The following is an 18,911-nucleotide window of genomic DNA, read 5'->3' as shown; positions in this document are numbered from 1 at the left end:
CGGGGGGCCATGCCCCCGCTCTCCGAGACCCCCGCCGCCGCGCCCTTCGACCCCGCCTCGGCGACCATCGCCGTGGTCACCTTCAACCGCTCGGGCCTGCTGACCCGGCTGCTGGAGAGCATCACGGCCATGGACCCCAAGCCCGGGCATATCGTCATCGTCGACAACGCCTCGACCGACGACACCACCGAGGTCGTGGAGTCCTTCCGGGAGCGCATCGGCACCGAGATCGTCTACCGCCGCCTGGAGACCAACACCGGCGGCTCCGGCGGCTTCAGCGAGGGCATGCGCATCGCCTACGAGCTGGGCTCCACCTGGATCTGGCTGATGGACGACGACGTCGAGGTCATGCCCGACGGCCTCGCCCGCATGGGCGCCTGGGCGCCGCGGTTCAAGTCCATCCAGGGGCGGCGCTACGACTACGACGGCAGCGAGTTCTACTGGCAGTACCGCATCGCCGAGCCGCTGGCCATCCCGATCCCGTTCGCACCGGCCGGCTTCGACGCTTCGGGCTACAAGGAGATGAACTCGGGCTGCTTCGAGGGCATGTTCATCCACCGCGACATCGTCGCGCAGATCGGCCTGCCCGATCCCCGATTCTTCATCTACTGGGATGACCAGATGTACGGCTGGCTCGCCTCACGCAAGACCACGGCGGTCATCGTGAACGAGTTCGTGCTGCGCCGCACCCGCGAGATCAAGCAGTGGGACATGGGCATCCGCCACATGAACGCTTCGAGCAACGCGTACCGCTACTACATCATGCGCAACCGCGGCCACATGAAGCAGTACTACCGGGCGCTGGGCGTGTACAACCCCGTGCTGTTCGGACTGGGCACGGCCCTGACGTTCGCGAAAGAGGTCATCCGGCTGCTGTTCGTCGAACGCACGGTGCGGGGCACGTCGAACCTCTTCCGCGGCATCCGCGACGGACGCAAGATCGCCCGGGATCGCTCGTGGAAGCCGATGCCGCCCCTGGCGGCCACGGCCGATCACCCGGCGGCGTAGTCCGCGTTGTAGCGCGCCAGCACGTCGTCCAGGGGGGCGTCGAGAACGAGCGCGCCCTTGTCCAGGTACAGCCCACGGGTGCAGAACCGACGGAGATCCCGCTCGTTGTGGCTGACGAAGAACAGCGTCCGCCCCTTGTCGAGCAGTTCCTCCATGCGCCGGTAGCACTTCTCCCGGAACGCCTTGTCGCCGACGGCCAGCACCTCGTCGACGAGGAACACCGGCTCGTCCAGCTGCGACACGACCGCGAACGCCAGACGCACCTTCATGCCGCTGGAGAGGTGCTTGTATGGCGTGTCGACGAAGTCGCGGAGCTCGGCGAACTCGATGATGTCGTCGAAGCGGCGGGCGACCTCTGCGCGCGGCATCCCGTGCAGACCCGACGTCAGGCGCACGTTCTCCCGCACGGTGAGATCGCCGACGAAGCCGCCCGTGATCTCGATCAGCGGGGCGACGCCCCCGTTCACCCGCACGCTCCCCTCGTCAGGGAGAAGCACACCGGCGACGAGTTTCAGCAGGGTGGACTTGCCCTGACCGTTGCGGCCCACCACGCCGATCGATTCCCCGGGCCGCACCGTGAACGACACGTCGCGCAGCGCCCAGAACTCGTCCGGGCGGGTGCGCCGGTTCGCACCGCCGAAGAGGTCCTTGATGCTGCGTCCCCCGCGGCGACCCCGGCGGAAGCGCACTCCGAGGTCCCTGGCCTCGATGGCGTTCGACGTCATCACAGCTCCTTCAGCACAGCGTGCTCGAGGCGGCGGAACACCGTGAGCCCCAGCACCAGGAAGAACGTGCTCATGACGAAGGCCATGACCACGGTCAGCGTGTCCCACTGATCGGGGAAGAACCCGACGCGGTACAGGGTGAAGATGCCGGCGAGCGGGTTGAACGCCGCCAGTTCGCGGAAGCCATCCGGGAGGTCCGCGACACCGTAGATGACCGGCGACGCATAGAAGAGGGCACGCAGCACGAGCCGCGTGGTGCGCTCGAGGTCGCCCCACAGCACGCACAGGGGCGCCACGAGCAGTCCGATCCCGACGAGGAGCATCGTCTGCAGCACCACGGCCACGGGGAACCAGAGCAGACCCCACCCGACCGATGCGCCCGCGAAGACGGCGAACACCACCAGCACCGGCAGCGAGCACAGGAACTCCACGCCCTTGCTCAGCACGATGCGGTTCACCCAGATGGATCGCGGTATCGCGGTCGAGCGGACCAGGCGCGCGTCCTTGTTGAAGGCGCGGGTGAAGTCGGAGACCGACGCGTTGAACCACACCCAGGGCAGCAGCGCCGTGATGAGGAAGACGATGTACGGCTGGGCCCCGACCGCACGATCGAAGATCTGAGTGAAGACGAACCAGTAGATGGCGCTCATCACGAGCGGGTCGAGCACGGACCACAGGTAGCCCAGGGCGCTCGTGGCGTAGCGCACCTTCAGGTCCCGCGCCGTCAGCAGCCAGAGCGAGTGCAGGTAGCGCCGGGGAGAGCCCGGGGCGCCGACGGTCGCTGAGGTCACGGTCTCGATCCTAGGATGCCGGAGCGTGCTCGAGCGGCCCGCACTGGTCGATGCGGTACAGGGAGGTCTCGCCGTCGGTGGCCACGAGGGTGAACAGTCCTGCTTCGACGGCGGCGTGCGGACCCGGGAAGTGGTTTCCCGCCGGGTCCCCTCCCCCGAAGGCGCGCGGGGCATAGGTGACGTAACGCACCATCAGCCGGTCGAGGGCATCGCAGACCTGCGGGTTGCTCTCGATGTCGGCCAGGTGCCAGGCGATGGTCTGGCGATCGGCGTCCCACTGGCCGTTGACGTGCGGGAACACCGGCTCGGGCCCCCCGAACACCTGCGTCCAGGCGGAGCCGTCCCAGGGGTCCCCGGCCACGCGCTGGCCCTCGGGGACGATGTCGTCGAGCTGCGAGAAGAACGCGATCTGCCGGCTCGAGACGACCTCGTCGACGGCACGATCGGGCATGCGGAAGACGTAGCCGACCGCGTCGGTCACGCCGGTCGCGCCGAGCGACACGGCCGATGCGCCCGCGACGAGCCACGCGAGGCCCACCGCCACCGCCGCGCGGGCCCGCACGCGCCGTCCGATCCACCGCGACACGGCCATCACCCCGAGCGTGGCGACCACGACGGCGACCACGACGAGCGCGGAGCTCAGCCGGTACTTGTCCTTGTACCACAGCGCCGTGGCGAGCTTGGTGACGACGTCGTCCGAGCCCGCCGCCAGCACATACAGCGCGGCCACCAGCGCGTACGAGCCCACGAGCCAGCGTGTGCGCGGCGCCCGCCAGGCGACGACGAGCCCCACGAGCACGCCCGCCGCCAGCAGCGGAGCCGGCCAGGTCGGGGCGCCGCCGACACCGGTCAGCCACGACTGCGCCAGCACCTGCCAGACGCCGTCGCCCAGCGACTGCACCGCCTGCGCCTGCGGTCCGCCGAGCCGATCATCGAGAGGCCGCTCGAACAGCCCCAGCCTGGTCACGAGGTACCAGAACCCCACTGCGGCCACCGCGATCGTTCCGGCGGCGGCCGCGGCGGCGAGCCACAGCAGCCGGGTGCGCTCGGCTCCCCCGGCGCGCCAGGCGCCGCCTGCGGCGGCGGCCAGTACCCCCACGACCGGCACCGCCAGCAGGAGTGCCCAGGTCACCAGCACACGCGGCTGGCCGAAGGCGACGGCGCCGGCGACGAGCGCCGTCGCGGCGAGGGACCACCACAGCAGCGGGCGCCTGGCGCCGGCGCGGGCGGCCCGCCACCCCCGCCAGCCCAGTACGGGAACGGCGATGGCCGCAGGCAGGAGCGCGGTGGCGAGGTAGGTCGGATAGAGGGTGCCCCAGGTCAGCAGCGCGTACGGCATGGCGCCGAAGGCGGCGCCGAGGGGCAGCGCGACGAGGGCGGCCGTGCGGGAGGACCCCGGGATGCAGACCTGCGCGAACCACGCCACGCCCGGCAGCCACACGACCGCCGCGACGGCGAGCCAGGCGGCGTTGACCGCGATGGGGATGCTGGTGCCGCTCACCTGCACCGTGAGGGCGACGAGGCTGTGCCACCCCGACGGGTAGAACGAGAAGGAGTCGCCCGTCTCGATGAGGGTGCGCAGGGTGAGCGACGAGGCGTCGCCGCCCTCGAGGATGGCGGCGATGGCCGACAGGTGGAAGACGTTGTCGTACGTCTGGCTGACCGCCGTGGGGCTCGGGACCGCGGCGAAGGCGACGACGGCGATCACCGCGGCGGCGAGCACCCAGGTGAGCACCAGGGGCCACACCCTCCCCGGTTCCCGCGGGAGCTGCAGGCCCCCTCGGCGGGCGAGCCAGGCGCACAGCGCCAGCACCGCCGCGACAGCAAGGACGGGCCAGATCGAGAAGGACAGCCCGAGGCCGGCGGCGACGATGCCGGCGACGCCGATCACCATCACCGACAGGGGGCCGGCGAGGGCCGCCCGCGCCGTCCAGCCCATGCGCAGCGGCGCCAGCGCGAGCGCGCCGGGCACGACGAGCAGGGCGGCGGCGACCGCCAGGGGCGCGCCGGCAGTGATCCAGCCGAGGTCTGTCACGTCAGGCGAGGTCGTTGTTCCACATCGACAGCGCCGAACCGATCGCCATGTGCATGTCGAGGTACTGGTACGTGCCGAGTCGGCCGCCGAAGTGCACGTCCGCCTCACCCTTCGTCAGCTCCCGGTAGGCCAGCAGCCGCGCGCGGTCGTCGGCGGTGTTCACGGGGTAGTACGGCTCGTCCTCACGGGTGGCGAACCGCGAGTACTCGCGCATGATCACGGTCTTGTCCTGCGGGTACCGGTCGGCCCGCTCGGGGTGGAAGTGCTTGAACTCGTGGATCCGCGTGTACGGGATGTCCGCGTCGGCGTAGTTCATCACCGGCGTTCCCTGGAAGTCGCCGGTGTCGAGAACCTCCTCCTCGAAGTCGAGCGTCCGCCAGGACAGCTCGCCCTCGGCGAAGTCGAAGTAGCGGTCCACGGGTCCGGTGTAGACCACGGGGAGCTGACCGACCACCGCGCGCTTGTTCAGCGGCTGATCGGCGTCGAAGAAGTCCACGCCGACCTTGACCTCGATGTTCGGATGGTCGGCCATCCGCTCGAGCCACCGCGTGTATCCGTCGACCGGGAGGCCCTCCCAGGTGTCGCTGAAGTAGCGGTTGTCGTAGTTGTACCGCACCGGGAGCCGGCTGATGACCTCGGCGGGGAGGTCCCGGGGGTCGGTCTGCCACTGCTTGGCGGTGTAGTCGCGGATGAACGCCTCGTACAGCGGCCGCCCGATGAGGCCGATGCCGCGCTCCTCGAGGTTCTGGGCCGTCTTCGGGTCGAACTCGCCCGCGAGCTCCTGCACCACCGCGCGGGCCTGATCGGGCGTGTAGGCCGCCTGGAAGAACTGGTTGATGGTGCCGAGGTTGATCGGCAGCGGATACACCACGCCCCGGTGGTTCGTGTAGACGCGGTGCACGTAGTCCGTGAACGCGGTGAACCTGTTGACGTACTCCCAGACCGTCGCGTTGGAGGTGTGGAAGAGGTGGGCACCGTAGCGGTGCACCTCGATCCCGGTCGTGGCCTCGTCTTCGCTGTAGGCGTTGCCGCCGATGTGGTGACGCCGCTCGATGACGGTGACCTTGCGCCCGGAGGCTGCGGCCCGTTCGGCGATCGTGAGCCCGAAGAAGCCGGAGCCGACGACGAGGAGATCCATGGGATGCCATGCCTTTCCGGCGCCGCGCGCCCGTAACAGTTTAGGAGGGGCCGTCCGAGGACGCCGCCAACCGCGCCTGCCAGGTGCCGATCGCCGCCTCCTGCGGAGCCGCCTCCCGGTACGCACGAGCCAGGGCAGGCCACTGCCACCACAAGCGCGCTCGCAGTGCGACGGCGCGCCGCAGGCCCCGCGCGGCGGTCCCCCGGCTGCGGCGCATGGCGAACGCGCCCTTGCCGGAGGCGGCGTCGACGATCGCGCTGTCGAGCATCCCGAGCGCCCACCACTTGCCCTCCGCGCGCGTCAGCCGCACCGGCGACGCCGAGCTCCGTGCCGGGCGCAGCTGGTGCACCAGGACTCTCGCCCCTCGGGCAAGCATCTCGGCCGCCCCCCGCGGCGGCGCGACCGTGGAGTCGACCAGCGCGAGGGGCAGCTCGGACTCGGGCAGGACGGCCTGACCTTCCCGGGTCAGCACGGCGGCAGGGCGCGCGGGACCGTGCCGCAGCACGGGCCACAGGTGCTCCGGGCCGCGCAGGAGGTCGGTGAGGGCGAGCGCGCGGACCGCGGCGGAGCCGTATTGCCCACACAGCAGGTGGTTCACGTCCTGAGCGAACGACGCGGAAAGCACCCGTCCGCCACGACGGCGCCCGTGAAGCAGGGCGGCGACCAGGCGGTTGCGCAGCTGGAAGTACGCCTGCCAGTCCAGTCCGTCGTCCTTCGCCGTCCAGGGCATGTGCCAGAGGGCAGCTCCCGGCAGCGTGACGGTGGTCACGCCGTGCGCCGCCGCCCGCAGCCCGTACTCGGCGTCGTCCCACTTGATGAACAACGGCAGGGACGCGCCCAGCAGACGGATCGTCGCGGTGGGGATGAGGCACATCCACCACCCGTTGAAGTCGACGTCGATCCGGTGGCTGAGCTCGGGAGTGCTCTCGACCGTCGTCGTGCTCAGGTCGGCTCCGGACAGCGACGGCTCCACCGGCTCCCACCAGAACCCCGACCGCTCGATCCGCTCGCCGAACGAGTGAAGGCGCGTCGGGTCCACGAGGCTGAGCATCTGCGCGCCGACGATCGTCGGCGTTCGCGACGACTCCGCGAATGCGGCCAGCCGGCGCACCGACTCGGGCTCGAGGTCGACATCGTCATCCAGCAGGAGCGCATGGGTGGCCGTTCCTGCGGCGGCTTCGACCATGCCACGGCTGAATCCGCCGGACCCCCCGACGTTCGGCTGGCGCACGACCTGCAGCATCGTGCCGAGGCGCGCGGCGACGCTGGCGAAGCCGTCGGCAGCGACAAGCGGCCGTGTGCCCTGGTCGGCGACGACGATCCGGTCGACGCAGGAGCGCAGCCCGGGATCCTCCGCGAAGCGATCGAGCAGGCGCACACAGTCCGCCTCCCGGTCGAAGGTGGTCACGCACACCGTCAGGGTCGCCGGGGCCGGTGCCGGCCCCGGCGCCTCCCAGCGCACGTCGCCGATCGTGGCGCCGTCGGCGGCGGCGACGATGTCGCACCACAGCCACCCGTCGCGCGGGGTGATGTCGAGCTCGTACGACCCCTCGCCCGTCGCGTCGCGGACATGGGCGAGCGTGGACACGACGCCCTCGGCATCCGTGCCACGAACGACGACGTCGGCGGTGCCGTCGATGCGCCACGCGAGCCGCACCCGCCCGACCGCGGTGTGAGCGGCCCAGTACCCGGCCGGGAACGCCCCGAAATAGGTCGCGAACGAGGCGCGGGCCTCGACACGCATCCGGTCGCGGGACAGCGCGGAGCCGCCCCTGGCGTACAGCGCAGCGCGGCGAGGATCGTCGGAGAGCACGCAGCGCTGCAGCGTGCGCCACGCCGGTTCGGCGAGCCCCGTCATCGGGTGCGGCGGTCCCTGCGCCACTCGCGCAGCGTGTGGGTCACCCGCTGCCCCAGAGAACGCCGGTCGTCGAGCTGCCGGGCCACTTCGTCCTGGATGTACCGGCTGAGGTAGAGCACCAGCCCGGGCCCGTGCCGCTGGACATAGGCGCGCAGCGCCTCGTCGCGCACCAGGCGGTCGTAGTGCTCATGCTCGGCCGCCAGGGCGTACATGCTGTTGCCCAGCTCGCCGGTCACGCCCTTGCGCTGCATCCAATACGCCAGCGGCTCGCCGGGGAGGTAGCCGATGCGATGGCGCAGCGCGGCGCGCAGGTTGAACTCCCAGTCCTCGGCGGCGTGCAGGTCCTCGCGATAGAAGCCGACGTCGTCGTGGAGGCGCCGACGGTAAAGGTAGGCGATGGGCACGGCGCGGTTGACCTGGAGGAGGTCGGCGTAGGTGATCTCGGTCATCCCCGGCCAGAACGGCGCACGGCCGACCTCGGCGAAGCCACCGTCGCGCTCGGCCTCGTAGACGATCTCCGTCTCGGCGACGACGCCGATCTCCTCGCCGCGACCGTCGAGGTGCGCGACGGTGCGGGAGAGGAACTCCGGATGCCAGAGGTCATCGTCGTCGTGCAGCACGATGAACTCCGTCTGCGTGGCGCGCACGCCCGCGTTCGCCGCCGCCGACCGGCCGGTGGCGACATCGTTGTGGATGACGCTCAGGCGCGCACGCAGCGGTCCTGCGGCCTCGGCGACCACGGCGTCGACGGGTGCGGGCGCACCTCCGTCGTTCACGATCGTCACGGCCGTGTCGGTGAAGGTCTGCGACGCGATGTCCGCCAGCGTCCTCCGCAGGAACCAGGGCCGGTTCTTCGTGCGGACGACGATGCCCACTCGGGGGCGAGATTCGTCGGACACCACGGTCCCTCCGTCCGGTTCGTACCGCGCCCGACCCTATCACCGGGCCGTTCCGCCGCAGCTGAACGACCTATACTCGGGAGGATGCTGAGCCGTGTCCGCGCCGCCTGGCGCGCCGCGCGCAGCGCGCCGGTGATCGGCTCCGCACTGGCTGCGGCCGACCGGATGTGGTGGGCGCGCATCATCCGTCGTGCGGACATCGTCGACCTGGACGCAGTCGCCGCTCAGGCCGGGCGGCGGATGTCGGAGCGAGCGGCGATCCGTCGGTATGTGCGCGGGGGCTTCCGGGAGGGCTTCACCCTCAACCCCCTGTACCTCGAGCGGACCATCTCCCGGCAGCTCTCCGACTCCGACCGCGTTCCCGCCCTGTACGCCTATCTCGTGAACGACCGCCGTCGGCTGCGTGTCAGCCCGCTATGGGATGCGGAGGCGCTGGCGAAGGAGGATCCCGCCGCGCTGGACGATCCGGCTGGGCCTCTGGGGCACGCGTGGCGACGCGCACAGTCGACCGGCACGTTCCGCCTCGCGGGAACCGAGATCCCCCGCGCCGCGGTGACCGAGCTGGCCGCACACGCCTTCGACCGACCGGCGCCACTGACCGGGGACGCCCTCATCTGCGTGCTCGGACCGGACGAGACAGATCCCGACCAGCCGCTGCGCCTGGTCCTCGACGCGGTGCAGCGCGGGCTCGAGGTCGACATCCGCGCCGCGGCGGCCGCATACGACGTGTTCCTCCACGCGCGCCTGATCTCCGCGACATCGCCGCGCGTCCGGGTGACTGACACCGCGGCGGTGTTCCCTGCGCCCCGCGCGACCGGCGCCACGGTCTTCCGGGGTCCCCACGCGAGCGTGACCGCCGAGACGCTCCCCGTGATGCTCCGCGAAGCCGCGCACGGCCCCGTCGCCGCGCTCTGGCTTGCGCCGGACGGCACCGTCGCGGCGGCCGGCGCGGTCAGGCTCGACGGCCGGACGGCGCCCCTCCTGCGCGCGCATCCCCTCGAGGATGCGCAGCGACTGGGGTCCGACCCCGGCGTTCCCGCGCTCGCCGGGCCGGTACGGGCGTGGCCGGCGGGCGCCGCCGCCGTCGGGGCGGGGCACACGCTCACCTCCTGCACGACGACCGCGCGCTTCGACGCCGCGTGGCTCGACGAGCCGCAGGCGGATGCAGACGGTGCCTCCCTGCTGGCCCGGGCGGGGTTCCGATTCCTCGCGTGGCACGGCGAACGGGCGGTCGTCGCCCGCACCGGCACCCGGCGCCGGTGGGCCATCCGCACGTCGGCACCCGCGGGAGCCGCCGGTGAGGCGTGGGGCGACACCCACTTCGCGCGCGATCTCGCCGCCGCGCTGCGCCGGCTGGGAGAGGACGTCGTCGTAGACAGTTACGACGCGCGCGAACGCGAGACGAGCTACCTCGACGACGTCACGGTCGTCCTGCGCGGTCCGCACCCCATACCCCGGGGCCCGTCGGGCCGGAGCCTGCTGTGGATCATCAGCCACCCCGACGAGATCACCGCGGAGGAGGTCGCCGGATTCGACGCGGTCTTCGCGGCATCCACGTCATGGGCGCGACGCGCGACGTCGCGCTTCGGCACCCCCGTGCACCCGCTCCTGCAGTGCACCGACACGACGAAGTTCCACCCGGGCACGTCGGATCGCGGGACCGACATCGTGTTCGTCGGCACGGCGCGCGGGATCGCGCGGCCGGTCGTCGTGGCCCCGATCCGCGCCGGCATCCCGGTGAAGGTGTACGGGCCGGACTGGAGCGGCTACATACCGGCCGGCGCCGTCGTTTCGCCGAGCGTGCCCCGCTCCGAGCTGCCGGAGCTGTATCGCAGCGCAGGGGTCGTCCTCAACGACCACTGGCCCGCGATGCAGCGCGAAGGGTTCGTGTCCAATCGCCTGTACGACGTCGTCGCCGCCGGTGGACGAGCCATCTCGGACGACGTCGTCGGCATCTCCGAGACCTTCGGCGCCGCCGTGCGGACGTACTCGGACGTCGAGGAGCTCCTCGCGATGCTGAGCGGAGACCTCGACGCGCTTTTCCCCGACGAGGCGGAACTGGGGCGCATCGCGCATCAGGTGGCCGCGGAGCACTCGTTCGACGCCCGCGCACGCACGCTCGTGCAGACCGTGGACGGCCTCTCGGCCTAGGCGGACTCGATGGCCGTGCGTGCCGAAGCCTCGCGGTCGTCGGGGAAGACCCAGCGGTCGTAGGTGAAGAAGCGGAAGGCCATGGCCAGCGCCTGACCGATCAGCGTTCCCGAGATGTTGTCCGGCACCGGTCCCTCGAGGCCCAGCACGTACCGCGAGAACGCCAGGCAGCCGAGCTGGATCAGGATCGCCACGACGTTCAGCGCGACGAAGACCACATAGCGCGAGAAGCGTCGCGCGAGAGTGCGCGTTCCGAAGGTCCAGTACCGGTTGCCGACGTAGGTGACGACCGTGGCGACGATGATCGCCGTGGCCTTCGCGACCAGCGGCTGGTCGTACAGGGGTCCGTCCCCGTCCAGCCCGAAGGCGAGCAGATTGAACACCGCGAAGTCGACCACGAAGGCAAGCCCGCCCACGACGAGGAACGCGCCGCTCTTGCGGAGGAATCCCCCCACACCGCCTCGCTCGGACATCCGACTCCTTCTCGGCGCGGATGGGCGCGCCGACCGCCCATGATAACTTGGATGGCGCGTTCCGCCGGGTATGGCGGTGGCCTACCCCGAGGAGATCTGCGTGACCACGTCCGCTCCGTCCATCGCGGCGATCGTTCCCTGCTACAACGAAGAAGCGGCTGTCGGGCAGGTCGTCACCGACCTGCGTAACGCCGTCCCCGGCATCTCCGTGTACGTGTACGACAACAACAGCAGCGATGCGACGGCGCGCGTCGCGGCCGAGGCCGGCGCGATCGTGCGCACCGAACTCACGAAGGGCAAGGGCAACGTCGTCCGTCGCGCCTTCGCCGACGTCGACGCCGACATCTACGTGCTCATCGACGGCGACGACACGTACGCCGTCGATGATCTCCCCCAGATGATCGCGGCCCTCCAGTCGGGTCCTTACGACCATGTGCTGGGAGTGCGCCGCCAGACCACGACGACGGCCTACCGCCCGGGTCACGAGCTCGGGAACCGCGGGTTCAACTGGTTCGTCGGCAACGTCTTCAAATCCCCGGTGAACGACATGCTCAGCGGCTACCGGGTGTTCTCCCGCCGCTTCGTGAAGAGCTTCCCTGCCCTCTCTCGCGAGTTCGAGATCGAGACGGAGCTCACCGTGCACGCGATGAGCCTCCGCGTCCCGCAGATCGAAGTCCCCGTCGGTTTCAAGGACCGCCCGGCCGGCAGCGAGAGCAAGCTCCGCACCTATCACGACGGCTTCCGCATCCTCTCCCTGATCGTGGGCCTGATCCGCCACGAGCGGCCGATGATGTTCTACGGCATCGTCGGCGCGATCCTGGCGCTGCTGGGCCTCATCGTGGGCATCCCGGTGATCGTGGACTTCGCGCAGACCGGCCTCGTCCCACGGTTCCCCACCGCGATCCTCGCCATGGGAATCGTGCTGCTCGCCTTCATGTCGTGGACCATCGGACTGATCCTGGACGGCGTGCTCAAGGCGCGCCGCGAACTGAGCCGCCTGAACTACCTGGGGCACGACGCACCGCGAGTCGGTCCGGGCGCATGACGCTCCCCGCCCGCCTCGGCCATGGAGTCGTTGCTGCGCAGCTGTGGCTCATGTCGCGCCCCGCTTTGCACGTCGCGGTCTTCGCAGGCGCGTTCTTCCTGCTGTTCGCGGGCTGGGGGCTCTTCCTCCCCCTCGCGTCGAGTCCCGACGAGTCGGCCCACTACATCTACTCGGCCGCCGTGGTCCGCGGCCAGAGCGGCATGCTCGACGTCGTGGTCCCCGCCCGGATCGCCAGCGTCCATGACCTGGCCGCGTGCCTCGCCTTCCAGATCGATGTGACCGCCTCGTGCCAGACCGAGTTCCGCACGGATTCGAACGCCGACGTGGCGACCCGCACGCACGTGGGGCTGTACAACCCGGTCTTCTATGCGTGGACCGGTCTCGGCTCGCTGCTGATCCCGACCGAGAACGGCATGTACGTCGCCCGTCTCCTGGCCGCCCTCGTCAATGCCGGGGTGATCGGCTGGGCGACGTCCCTGCTGATCCGGACGGCGCGTTCGCGCTGGACCGTCACCGGCCTGCTGATCCTCATCACGCCCATGGTCGTGTACATGTGCTCGGTCCTGAACCCCAACGGGCTCGAGATCGTCGCGACCCTCGCCATCGTCGTCGGCGGGTGGAACCTCATCGTGCGCCGGCCCACGCGCGGCCGCTGGACCGAATCGCATTCGATCGTCCTGATCGCCGGCGCGCTTCTTCTGGTGTCGCGCGGTCTCTCACCGCTGATCGCTGCGCTCGTCCTCACCGCACTCGCGATCTGCGCGGGGTGGACCGCCCTCCGGGACGTCCTGGCACAGCGCACGTCCTGGGTGCTGCTGGCACCGCTCGTGCTGATCGGCGTCCTGAGCCTCCTCTGGATCCTCTCGCACGGCACCAACTACGTCGGCGTCGTCCCTCCTGACTCGCTCAGTGAGGGGATCGCATCGATCCCGGTGTATTACGACCTCATCGACGGACAGCTGAACCAGGTCGTCGGCCAGCTGGGCTGGCTCGACCTCCCCGCACCCCACCTCGTCGTGTTCGGCTGGCTGGCCGCTGCTGCGGCATTCGTCTTCGTGTCGTTCCTCGCAGCCGCCAAGGGCGAGCGGGTGACGCTCGTTCTCGCAACCGCCACCTGCATCCTTCTTCCCGGGGTCCTCTCCGGGATCCAGTGGAGCGGACAGGGGTGGCAGGGGCGCTACACGCTGCCCTATGTGGTCGCTCTGCTGGCCATCGCCGCCCTCAGCGCAGGCGACCGCATGGCCACCCCTCCGCTCGTGACGGACGAACTCTCCCGTCGCGCTCAGCGGGTGGCGGCCATCGGTGCGCCCTGGGGCTTCCTGCTCGCCCACGTGTGGATCATGCTCAACGGTGCGCACCGCTACCTTCTCGGCAACTCGGCGCCGCTGTGGGCAGACCCGGCGTGGCGCCCGCCGCTGAGCCTGTGGCTGCTCGCCGCGCTCATCGGGGTGGGCCTGCTGCTGGTCACGACGCTGGTGTCCAGCGCGCCCCGACCGCTGCTCGCGCGCGAGCGGCGCTGAGGCGACCGCCCGCGCGGCGCCTCAGTCGAGGGTGATCGCGGTCCCGACCCCTGCCGTCCACGTCACCTGTCCGCGTTGGAAGCGCTGCGTGCACACGTCGCCTGCGGTCGAGCAGCTCTCCGCACCGGCGGGGTAGCCCAAGGGTCCGCCTTCGTACCCGGCGTGGGCCCACGCTGAGCCGATGCCCCCGTGCGTCCAGTGCGCCCCCGTCGCGGTCGACCAGTGGATCTGTCCGTTCTGGAAGACCTGGAAGCAGCCTCCCCCGATGAGCGCGCAGGACTGCCCGCTGAGCGGGTAGCCCGTCGGCCCCGCACCGCCGCCCTGCGCGTCCCAGGCGGTGAGGATGTCACCGGTCAAGACGCGGGAGCCGATTCCGGGCACCCACACGATGCGTCCCGATTGGAACTGCTGCGAGCAGGCGCCTGCGGCAAGCCCGCACGTCTCCTCCGCCACGGGGAATCCCAGCGCACCCCGTTCGTATCCGGTCCGGGCCCATTCGGACCCGATGCCGCCGTGTGTGGAATGCGCCCCGGTCGCTGCCGTCCAATGGATGCCGCCGTGCTGGAAGGTCTGGTAGCAGCCCTCCTGCACGAGCCCGCACGTCTGATCATTGAGCGGGTAGCCGAGCGCCCCCTTCTCATATCCCGTCGAGGCCCACGTCGCGAGGAAGTCGCCGCGGGTGGCGAACGCGCCCACCCCCGGAGCCCAGTGGATCTGGCCGTTCTGGAACCGCTGGTAGCAGCCGCCACCGGTGAGCCCGCAGGTCTCCTCGGTGACGGGGTAACCGAGCGCCCCGCGCTCGTTGCCGTTGCGCGCCCAGGCGGAACCGATCCCGCCGCCCGTGCTGAACGCGCCGGTCGCAGCGGACCAGTGGATCTTCCCCTTCTGGAAGACCTGGTAGCAGCCTTCTCCCGGCAGCCCGCAACCCTGATCGCTGATCGGGTACCCGAGGCTCCCCCGCTCATATCCGGTCGCCGCCCACCGAGAGAGCATCGCGCCTGTCGTCACGAACGCGCCGTACCCCGCAGACCAGTGGATCTGCCCATTGGCGAACACCTGGTAGCAGCCGTTCTCCGGCAGCCCGCAGGTCGGCGCATTGAGCGCACCGCCGAGGGCGCCGGCCGCTCCCCCGACCGCGGCGTACTTCGCGGCGATGGCGGCGGGCCCGAGGGACTTCGTCGATCCGAACCACGCGGTGAAGTAGTTGTGGAAGTTGCGGTTGCCGTAGCTCGAACAGCCGTCGCCCTGCCCGTACCCGGCTGCGAGCGAAGCGCGGTTCGGCTGGTAGGGCGTGTAGTAGTACAGGTTCGCGGTCGCCTGGTTCTGGACGTACACCGGCGAGGACCCGCAGGACACCTCCGGGTGGTAGCGGATGTTCCAGGTCCGGCCCGGTGCGTACCAGGTGAAGTACTGCTGGGTGCCCGGCGGGTTCGCGTACCGCTTGAGCTGCCAGGCCGCCCCGTACACCTGGTTGAAGAAGCCGAAGTACCGCGAATCGCACGCCGCAGTGTCGGGGCAGCCCTGCCCCATCGCGATCTTGTACTGCGAGTCGTACGGATACGTGTCCGTCACCAGGCTCTGCTCCTTCTGCAGGGTGACGAGGATGACCTGCGGGTTGATGCCACAGGCCTGAGCGACGTTGTAGATGATCTCGGCCGACGTCTCCCGCGGCTTTCCGGTGTAACTCCGGCACATGGCATCCGCCGCACGACTGCTGGTGGCCTGGGCATAGTCCTTGAGGCAGGTGTAGCCGGGGTCACACGAGGGCACCCGGGCGTTGAGGAAGCTCTGGATCTCGGCGACCGACATGGTGCCGCTGGCGAAGAACACCGCGTCGTCGATGATGTTCCCCGGGTCGAACCCCGTGACCGCCGCTGTCACGACGCGCGGGGAGGCCTTCGGCGACGCGGACCCCTGCGCCAGTGTGGCCGAGCCTGCGCCGAGGGCTGCCGGCGTCTCGTCCGCCGCCGCGGGGGCGGCGGCGCCGATGACCACGAGAACGGCAACCGCTATGGCAGCGGCGGTGCGTGACAGAACGGAGGGCACGGACATGGTCTAACCACCAGGGTGTCGGCACGGACATCAGACGGGCGCGTCTGGCCCCGTCCAGGCTACGGGAGCACGGGCGTAAATCTTGACGACCGCGTCGTTGCGCGCCTCATCCCCGTGGTGCGGAGTACAGCCAGTCCCAGAAGACCGTCTTGAGATCCCGGAGCGCGTGGTACTGGTTGTCGTCCTCGGAGAGGAACTCGAAGGGGGTGACGACCTTCGTCAGGTGCCACCCGGCCCTCTTCGCCTGTGCGCTGGCCCAGATGTCCTCGAGGAAACCGAATCGCGCGGGAAGGCGCGAGAAGAACCCGCGCTGGTGCACCAGCCGGGTGTCGCAGATGCTCCCGCCGGTGCCGACGTAGTCCGCCTCGGCTCCGGCGGCAAGCTCGCGACGGTCCCAGTACCCGGCGACCACTTCGAACGCCCACAGCCCGGCCAGGCCGTGGGGCTGGTAGGCATCCAGCAGATGGCGGATGAAGTCGGCCGAGACGGCCTCATCGTCGTCGATCATCACGAACGGCTGCGACTCCTTCGCCGGGGCGAGGTGACGCGCGACGACGAAACGCGCGATTCCGCCGAGGTTCACCCGGCTCGAATGGAACTCCACGCTGGCGATGGCCCCGCTGGCGCCGTGCGCACGTACCGCGGACAGGAAGGCCGCGTCGTTCTCGGGGCGGTTGCTCCACAGCAGCAGTCGCAGGGGGGGCGCATCGCGCTGGGCGGCCAGATCCGCCAGCGTACGGGCCAGCAGGTGGGGCCGGTTCCACAGGCACATGACGACGGGCAGCGCGGCCGGGTCTCGCTCCCCCGCGACCAGGCGCCACCGCGGCGCAACGAGCACGCGGTGGGTCAGGGCGGCACGCCAGCGCAGGCGGCGCCCGGCCGTGACGAGCACCGTCCGGGGCCCTCCGGCAGCGCGCAGACGCCGCACCGCGCGCATCACGCCGGCGCGCACACGCAGCGGGACGGTGCGGCGTGCGAGCTCCCGCATGCGACGTCGTCCGGCACGCACGAGGCGCGCAGGACCGGAAGGCGTACCCTCAGACACGGCCGTCGGTGACGTCCGTGAACTCCGGCACGATGAACACCGGACCCACCGCGCTGTGGAACGGCGCGGCGTCGAAGGAGCAGGCCTGCCGCGCGTCGTCCAGGTGACGGCCCGCAGAATCCATCAGGGAGACGTTCACGAAGTACTTGCCTTCGCCGAACCGCGCGTCGCGCAGCAGGAACTCCACGGTACGTCGGCCGATGAGGGGCTCCGGGACGAACCCGACGCGCTCGCTGGTCGTTCCGTACACCGCCGCACCCATGACGGTGTCGACCTGGATGGCGCAGCGCCACTGCTCGAGCGGCTCCGCCGCTTCGAGTTCCACGCGGATGCGGATGTCGCTGCCCGGAAGGACCTCGCCATCGGCCGTTCCATCGACCACCTCGAGCTCCGTGGAGACGATGCGCGCGCTCTCGGTCTCGACCGCGTCGCGCGTGCCGGTGCGCTCGTGCTCGCGTTCTTCTTCCGCCACGCGCCGCTCATCGAGGATGTCGCGGAAGCGGGCCACGGCCATGTTCGGGTCGCCGTCGAAGACGACGCGTCCCCGGTTCATCAGCACGGCGCGGTCGCAGAGCTCGGTGATCTGACCCAGCGAGTGGCTCACGATCACGATGGTGCGACCCTCCGCCTGGAAGGTGCGGATCTTGTCGAGGCACTTCCGCTGGAACGCCTCGTCGCCGACGGCGAGGACCTCGTCGACGAGCAGGATGTCCGGGTCGGTGTGCACCGCGACGGCGAACGCCAGCCGCACGTACATCCCCGACGAATAGAACTTCACCTGGGTGTCGATGAACTCCCCGATGCCGGAGAACCCGACGATGTCGTCGAAGCGCTCGTCGGTCTCGGCCCGGGTGAGCCCGAGCACGGAAGCGTTCAGATAGACGTTCTCACGTCCGGTGAGGTCGGGGTGGAATCCCGCCCCCAGCTCGAGCAGCGCCGCCAGGCGGCCGCGCTGCTCGACGGTGCCCGTCGTGGGGTCGATGATGCCGCCGATGACTTTCAGCAGCGTGCTCTTGCCGGAGCCGTTGTGCCCGATCAGCCCGATCGTCGTGCCCGCTGCGATGGCGATGTCGACCTCGCGCAACGCCCAGAAGTCCTCGCGGTGGCGCCGGCCCGCTCGTCCCAACGTGACGATGCGCTCCTTGATCGATGAGTCCTTGCGCACGACGAATCGCTTCGACACACCGTTGACGCGCACGACGTCAGGGTGCGGCTCCTGGGGGCCCCGACTGTTCATCTCGTGTTCTCGTCCGTTCACAGTTCTTGCGCGAAGTTGCCCTGCAGGCGCAGGAAGACCCGATGGCTGGCGAAGAGGAAGACCAGTCCGACGACGAGCGCGATGCCCTGCCGCAGCAGCAGATCGGTCGGCTGGGGGAAGTCCGCTCCGCCGACCCAGAATGCGCGCTGGAATCCGAGCACGGCGAGGGTGATCGGGTTGTTCGTGAAGACCGCCGTCCAGAACTCGGACCGGATGATCTCGGTGGCCATCTGCCAGGAGTAGACCACGGGGCTGGCCCAGAACAGCAGCATCGTCCCGACCTCGACCAGATACTGCACATCGCGCAGATAGACGTTGAGGGCGCTGAAGAGCAGCGCCAGGGCGGTGCCGAAGACCACCAGCACCGCGATCGACGGCAGCACGTAGAGGATCTCCGCGTGCAGCGGTGGTTTGCCCACGAGCAGCGTGGCGAGCACGAGTATCGCCAGCTGCACGGCGAAGTTGAACAGGGCGGAGCCCACGCTCGCGAGGGGGAAGACCTCGCGCGGCAGGTAGACCTTCTTCACGAGGCCGGAATTGGCGATGATGGAACCGGTGCCGCTGATGACGATCTCGGTGAACAGCCCGACCGCCGTCAGCCCGGTGAAGATGTAGACGGCGAAGTCCGGGATGCCGCGCGCGGCCCCCAGGAACTGCCCGACGACGATGAAGTAGATCGCCAGCTGCATGAGGGGGCGCGCGAGGGACCACAGGAACCCGAGGGTCGAGTCCTTGTAGCGCGCCTTCAGGTCGCGGCGGATGAGGAGGTCGAGCATGCTGCGCTGCGCGAACAGGCTGCTGACGGACTCCAGGAGGGCGCGGGGTCGGAGGCCCTTGGGTGCCCCGATCGTCCGCATCGGTGTGGCGCTGAGGCGCGCATAGCGCTGCGCGGCGATGGACGCTTCGGACATTC

15 protein-coding genes are annotated in these 18,911 nt (G+C 70.3%); 4 read left to right on the top strand and 11 right to left on the bottom strand.

The features are described 5' to 3' along the window. Positions 1–9: 9 nt before the first annotated feature. Positions 10–1,008, top strand: coding sequence for a glycosyltransferase family 2 protein (locus QNO14_RS03350; protein WP_257495150.1), 999 nt, complete (start codon positions 10–12; stop codon positions 1,006–1,008). Here QNO14_RS03350 and QNO14_RS03345 read toward each other — a convergent pair. From QNO14_RS03345 to QNO14_RS03320, 6 genes are read right to left on the bottom strand one after another with little or no spacing between them, the layout of a single operon-like run. Continuing rightward, positions 993–1,733 (bottom strand): ABC transporter ATP-binding protein, encoded by a 741-nt coding sequence (locus tag QNO14_RS03345; RefSeq protein ID WP_257495152.1) that lies wholly within the window; start codon positions 1,731–1,733, stop codon positions 993–995. The genes QNO14_RS03350 and QNO14_RS03345 overlap by 16 nt on opposite strands. Then, positions 1,733–2,524, bottom strand: a complete 792-nt coding sequence (locus tag QNO14_RS03340) for an ABC transporter permease (RefSeq protein ID WP_257495153.1) — start codon at positions 2,522–2,524, stop codon at positions 1,733–1,735. Before QNO14_RS03340 ends, QNO14_RS03345 begins: the two co-directional genes overlap by 1 nt. A 10-nt stretch (positions 2,525–2,534) precedes the next feature. Next, complete coding sequence (locus QNO14_RS03335; protein ID WP_257506744.1) at positions 2,535–4,559, bottom strand: DUF6541 family protein; 2,025 nt, start codon at positions 4,557–4,559, stop codon at positions 2,535–2,537. A 1-nt stretch (position 4,560) separates the two neighbouring features. Beyond that, on the bottom strand, positions 4,561–5,697 hold the full coding sequence (glf, locus tag QNO14_RS03330) for a UDP-galactopyranose mutase (protein WP_257506743.1): 1,137 nt from the start codon (positions 5,695–5,697) through the stop codon (positions 4,561–4,563). A 40-nt stretch (positions 5,698–5,737) separates the two neighbouring features. After that, the gene (locus QNO14_RS03325) at positions 5,738–7,579 is read right to left on the bottom strand and encodes a glycosyltransferase (protein ID WP_257506742.1); all 1,842 of its coding nucleotides are present in this window, start codon (positions 7,577–7,579) and stop codon (positions 5,738–5,740) included. Further along, positions 7,552–8,454, bottom strand: coding sequence for a glycosyltransferase family 2 protein (locus QNO14_RS03320; RefSeq protein WP_257506741.1), 903 nt, complete (start codon positions 8,452–8,454; stop codon positions 7,552–7,554). Before QNO14_RS03320 ends, QNO14_RS03325 begins: the two co-directional genes overlap by 28 nt. Before the next feature lie 84 nt (positions 8,455–8,538). Here QNO14_RS03320 and QNO14_RS03315 point away from each other — a divergent pair, with 84 nt between their 5' ends. Further along, positions 8,539–10,605, top strand: a complete 2,067-nt coding sequence (locus QNO14_RS03315) for a glycosyltransferase (protein WP_257506740.1) — start codon at positions 8,539–8,541, stop codon at positions 10,603–10,605. Here QNO14_RS03315 and QNO14_RS03310 read toward each other — a convergent pair. Next, entirely contained in the window at positions 10,602–11,078 is a 477-nt protein-coding gene (locus tag QNO14_RS03310) for a GtrA family protein (RefSeq protein WP_257495159.1), read from the bottom strand. The genes QNO14_RS03315 and QNO14_RS03310 overlap by 4 nt on opposite strands. A gap of 100 nt (positions 11,079–11,178) precedes the next feature. Here QNO14_RS03310 and QNO14_RS03305 point away from each other — a divergent pair, with 100 nt between their 5' ends. Then, a complete protein-coding gene (locus QNO14_RS03305; protein ID WP_257495160.1) occupies positions 11,179–12,123 on the top strand; it encodes a glycosyltransferase in 945 nt (314 codons plus the stop codon). Continuing rightward, positions 12,120–13,643, top strand: coding sequence for a DUF2142 domain-containing protein (locus tag QNO14_RS03300; protein WP_257506739.1), 1,524 nt, complete (start codon positions 12,120–12,122; stop codon positions 13,641–13,643). The genes QNO14_RS03305 and QNO14_RS03300 overlap by 4 nt, the downstream gene beginning before the upstream one ends. A gap of 21 nt (positions 13,644–13,664) precedes the next feature. On the opposite strand, the gene QNO14_RS03295 is transcribed toward QNO14_RS03300, so the two are convergent. From QNO14_RS03295 to QNO14_RS03280, 4 genes are all read right to left on the bottom strand, one after another. Further along, the gene (locus tag QNO14_RS03295; RefSeq protein WP_257506738.1) at positions 13,665–15,689 is read right to left on the bottom strand and encodes an LGFP repeat-containing protein; all 2,025 of its coding nucleotides are present in this window, start codon (positions 15,687–15,689) and stop codon (positions 13,665–13,667) included. Positions 15,690–15,801: 112 nt separating this feature from the next. Beyond that, positions 15,802–16,683, bottom strand: coding sequence for a glycosyltransferase family protein (locus QNO14_RS03290; RefSeq protein WP_257495163.1), 882 nt, complete (start codon positions 16,681–16,683; stop codon positions 15,802–15,804). Positions 16,684–16,732: 49 nt separating this feature from the next. Then, positions 16,733–17,977, bottom strand: a complete 1,245-nt coding sequence (locus QNO14_RS03285; protein WP_257495164.1) for an ABC transporter ATP-binding protein — start codon at positions 17,975–17,977, stop codon at positions 16,733–16,735. Positions 17,978–17,994: 17 nt separating this feature from the next. Continuing rightward, positions 17,995–18,909 (bottom strand): ABC transporter permease, encoded by a 915-nt coding sequence (locus QNO14_RS03280; RefSeq protein ID WP_257495165.1) that lies wholly within the window; start codon positions 18,907–18,909, stop codon positions 17,995–17,997. Positions 18,910–18,911: the final 2 nt, after the last annotated feature.

This window comes from Microbacterium sp. zg-Y625, assembly GCF_030246925.1.
GTDB classification, from domain to species: Bacteria; Actinomycetota; Actinomycetes; order Actinomycetales; family Microbacteriaceae; genus Microbacterium; species Microbacterium jiangjiandongii.
This window is presented reverse-complemented; position numbering and strand designations above follow the sequence as displayed.

What these genes read in the sequence shown, in the direction of transcription:
- QNO14_RS03285 (WP_257495164.1), bottom strand. Translation starts at nt 17,977, where the DNA reads ATGAACAGTCGGGGCCCCCAGGAGCCGCACCCTGACGTCGTGCGCGTC.
- glf (WP_257506743.1), bottom strand. Translation starts at nt 5,697, where the DNA reads ATGGATCTCCTCGTCGTCGGCTCCGGCTTCTTCGGGCTCACGATCGCC.
- QNO14_RS03310 (WP_257495159.1), bottom strand. Translation starts at nt 11,078, where the DNA reads ATGTCCGAGCGAGGCGGTGTGGGGGGATTCCTCCGCAAGAGCGGCGCG.
- QNO14_RS03350 (WP_257495150.1), top strand. Translation starts at nt 10, where the DNA reads ATGCCCCCGCTCTCCGAGACCCCCGCCGCCGCGCCCTTCGACCCCGCC.
- QNO14_RS03300 (WP_257506739.1), top strand. Translation starts at nt 12,120, where the DNA reads ATGACGCTCCCCGCCCGCCTCGGCCATGGAGTCGTTGCTGCGCAGCTG.
- QNO14_RS03345 (WP_257495152.1), bottom strand. Translation starts at nt 1,733, where the DNA reads ATGACGTCGAACGCCATCGAGGCCAGGGACCTCGGAGTGCGCTTCCGC.
- QNO14_RS03315 (WP_257506740.1), top strand. Translation starts at nt 8,539, where the DNA reads ATGCTGAGCCGTGTCCGCGCCGCCTGGCGCGCCGCGCGCAGCGCGCCG.
- QNO14_RS03290 (WP_257495163.1), bottom strand. Translation starts at nt 16,683, where the DNA reads ATGCGGGAGCTCGCACGCCGCACCGTCCCGCTGCGTGTGCGCGCCGGC.
- QNO14_RS03280 (WP_257495165.1), bottom strand. Translation starts at nt 18,909, where the DNA reads ATGTCCGAAGCGTCCATCGCCGCGCAGCGCTATGCGCGCCTCAGCGCC.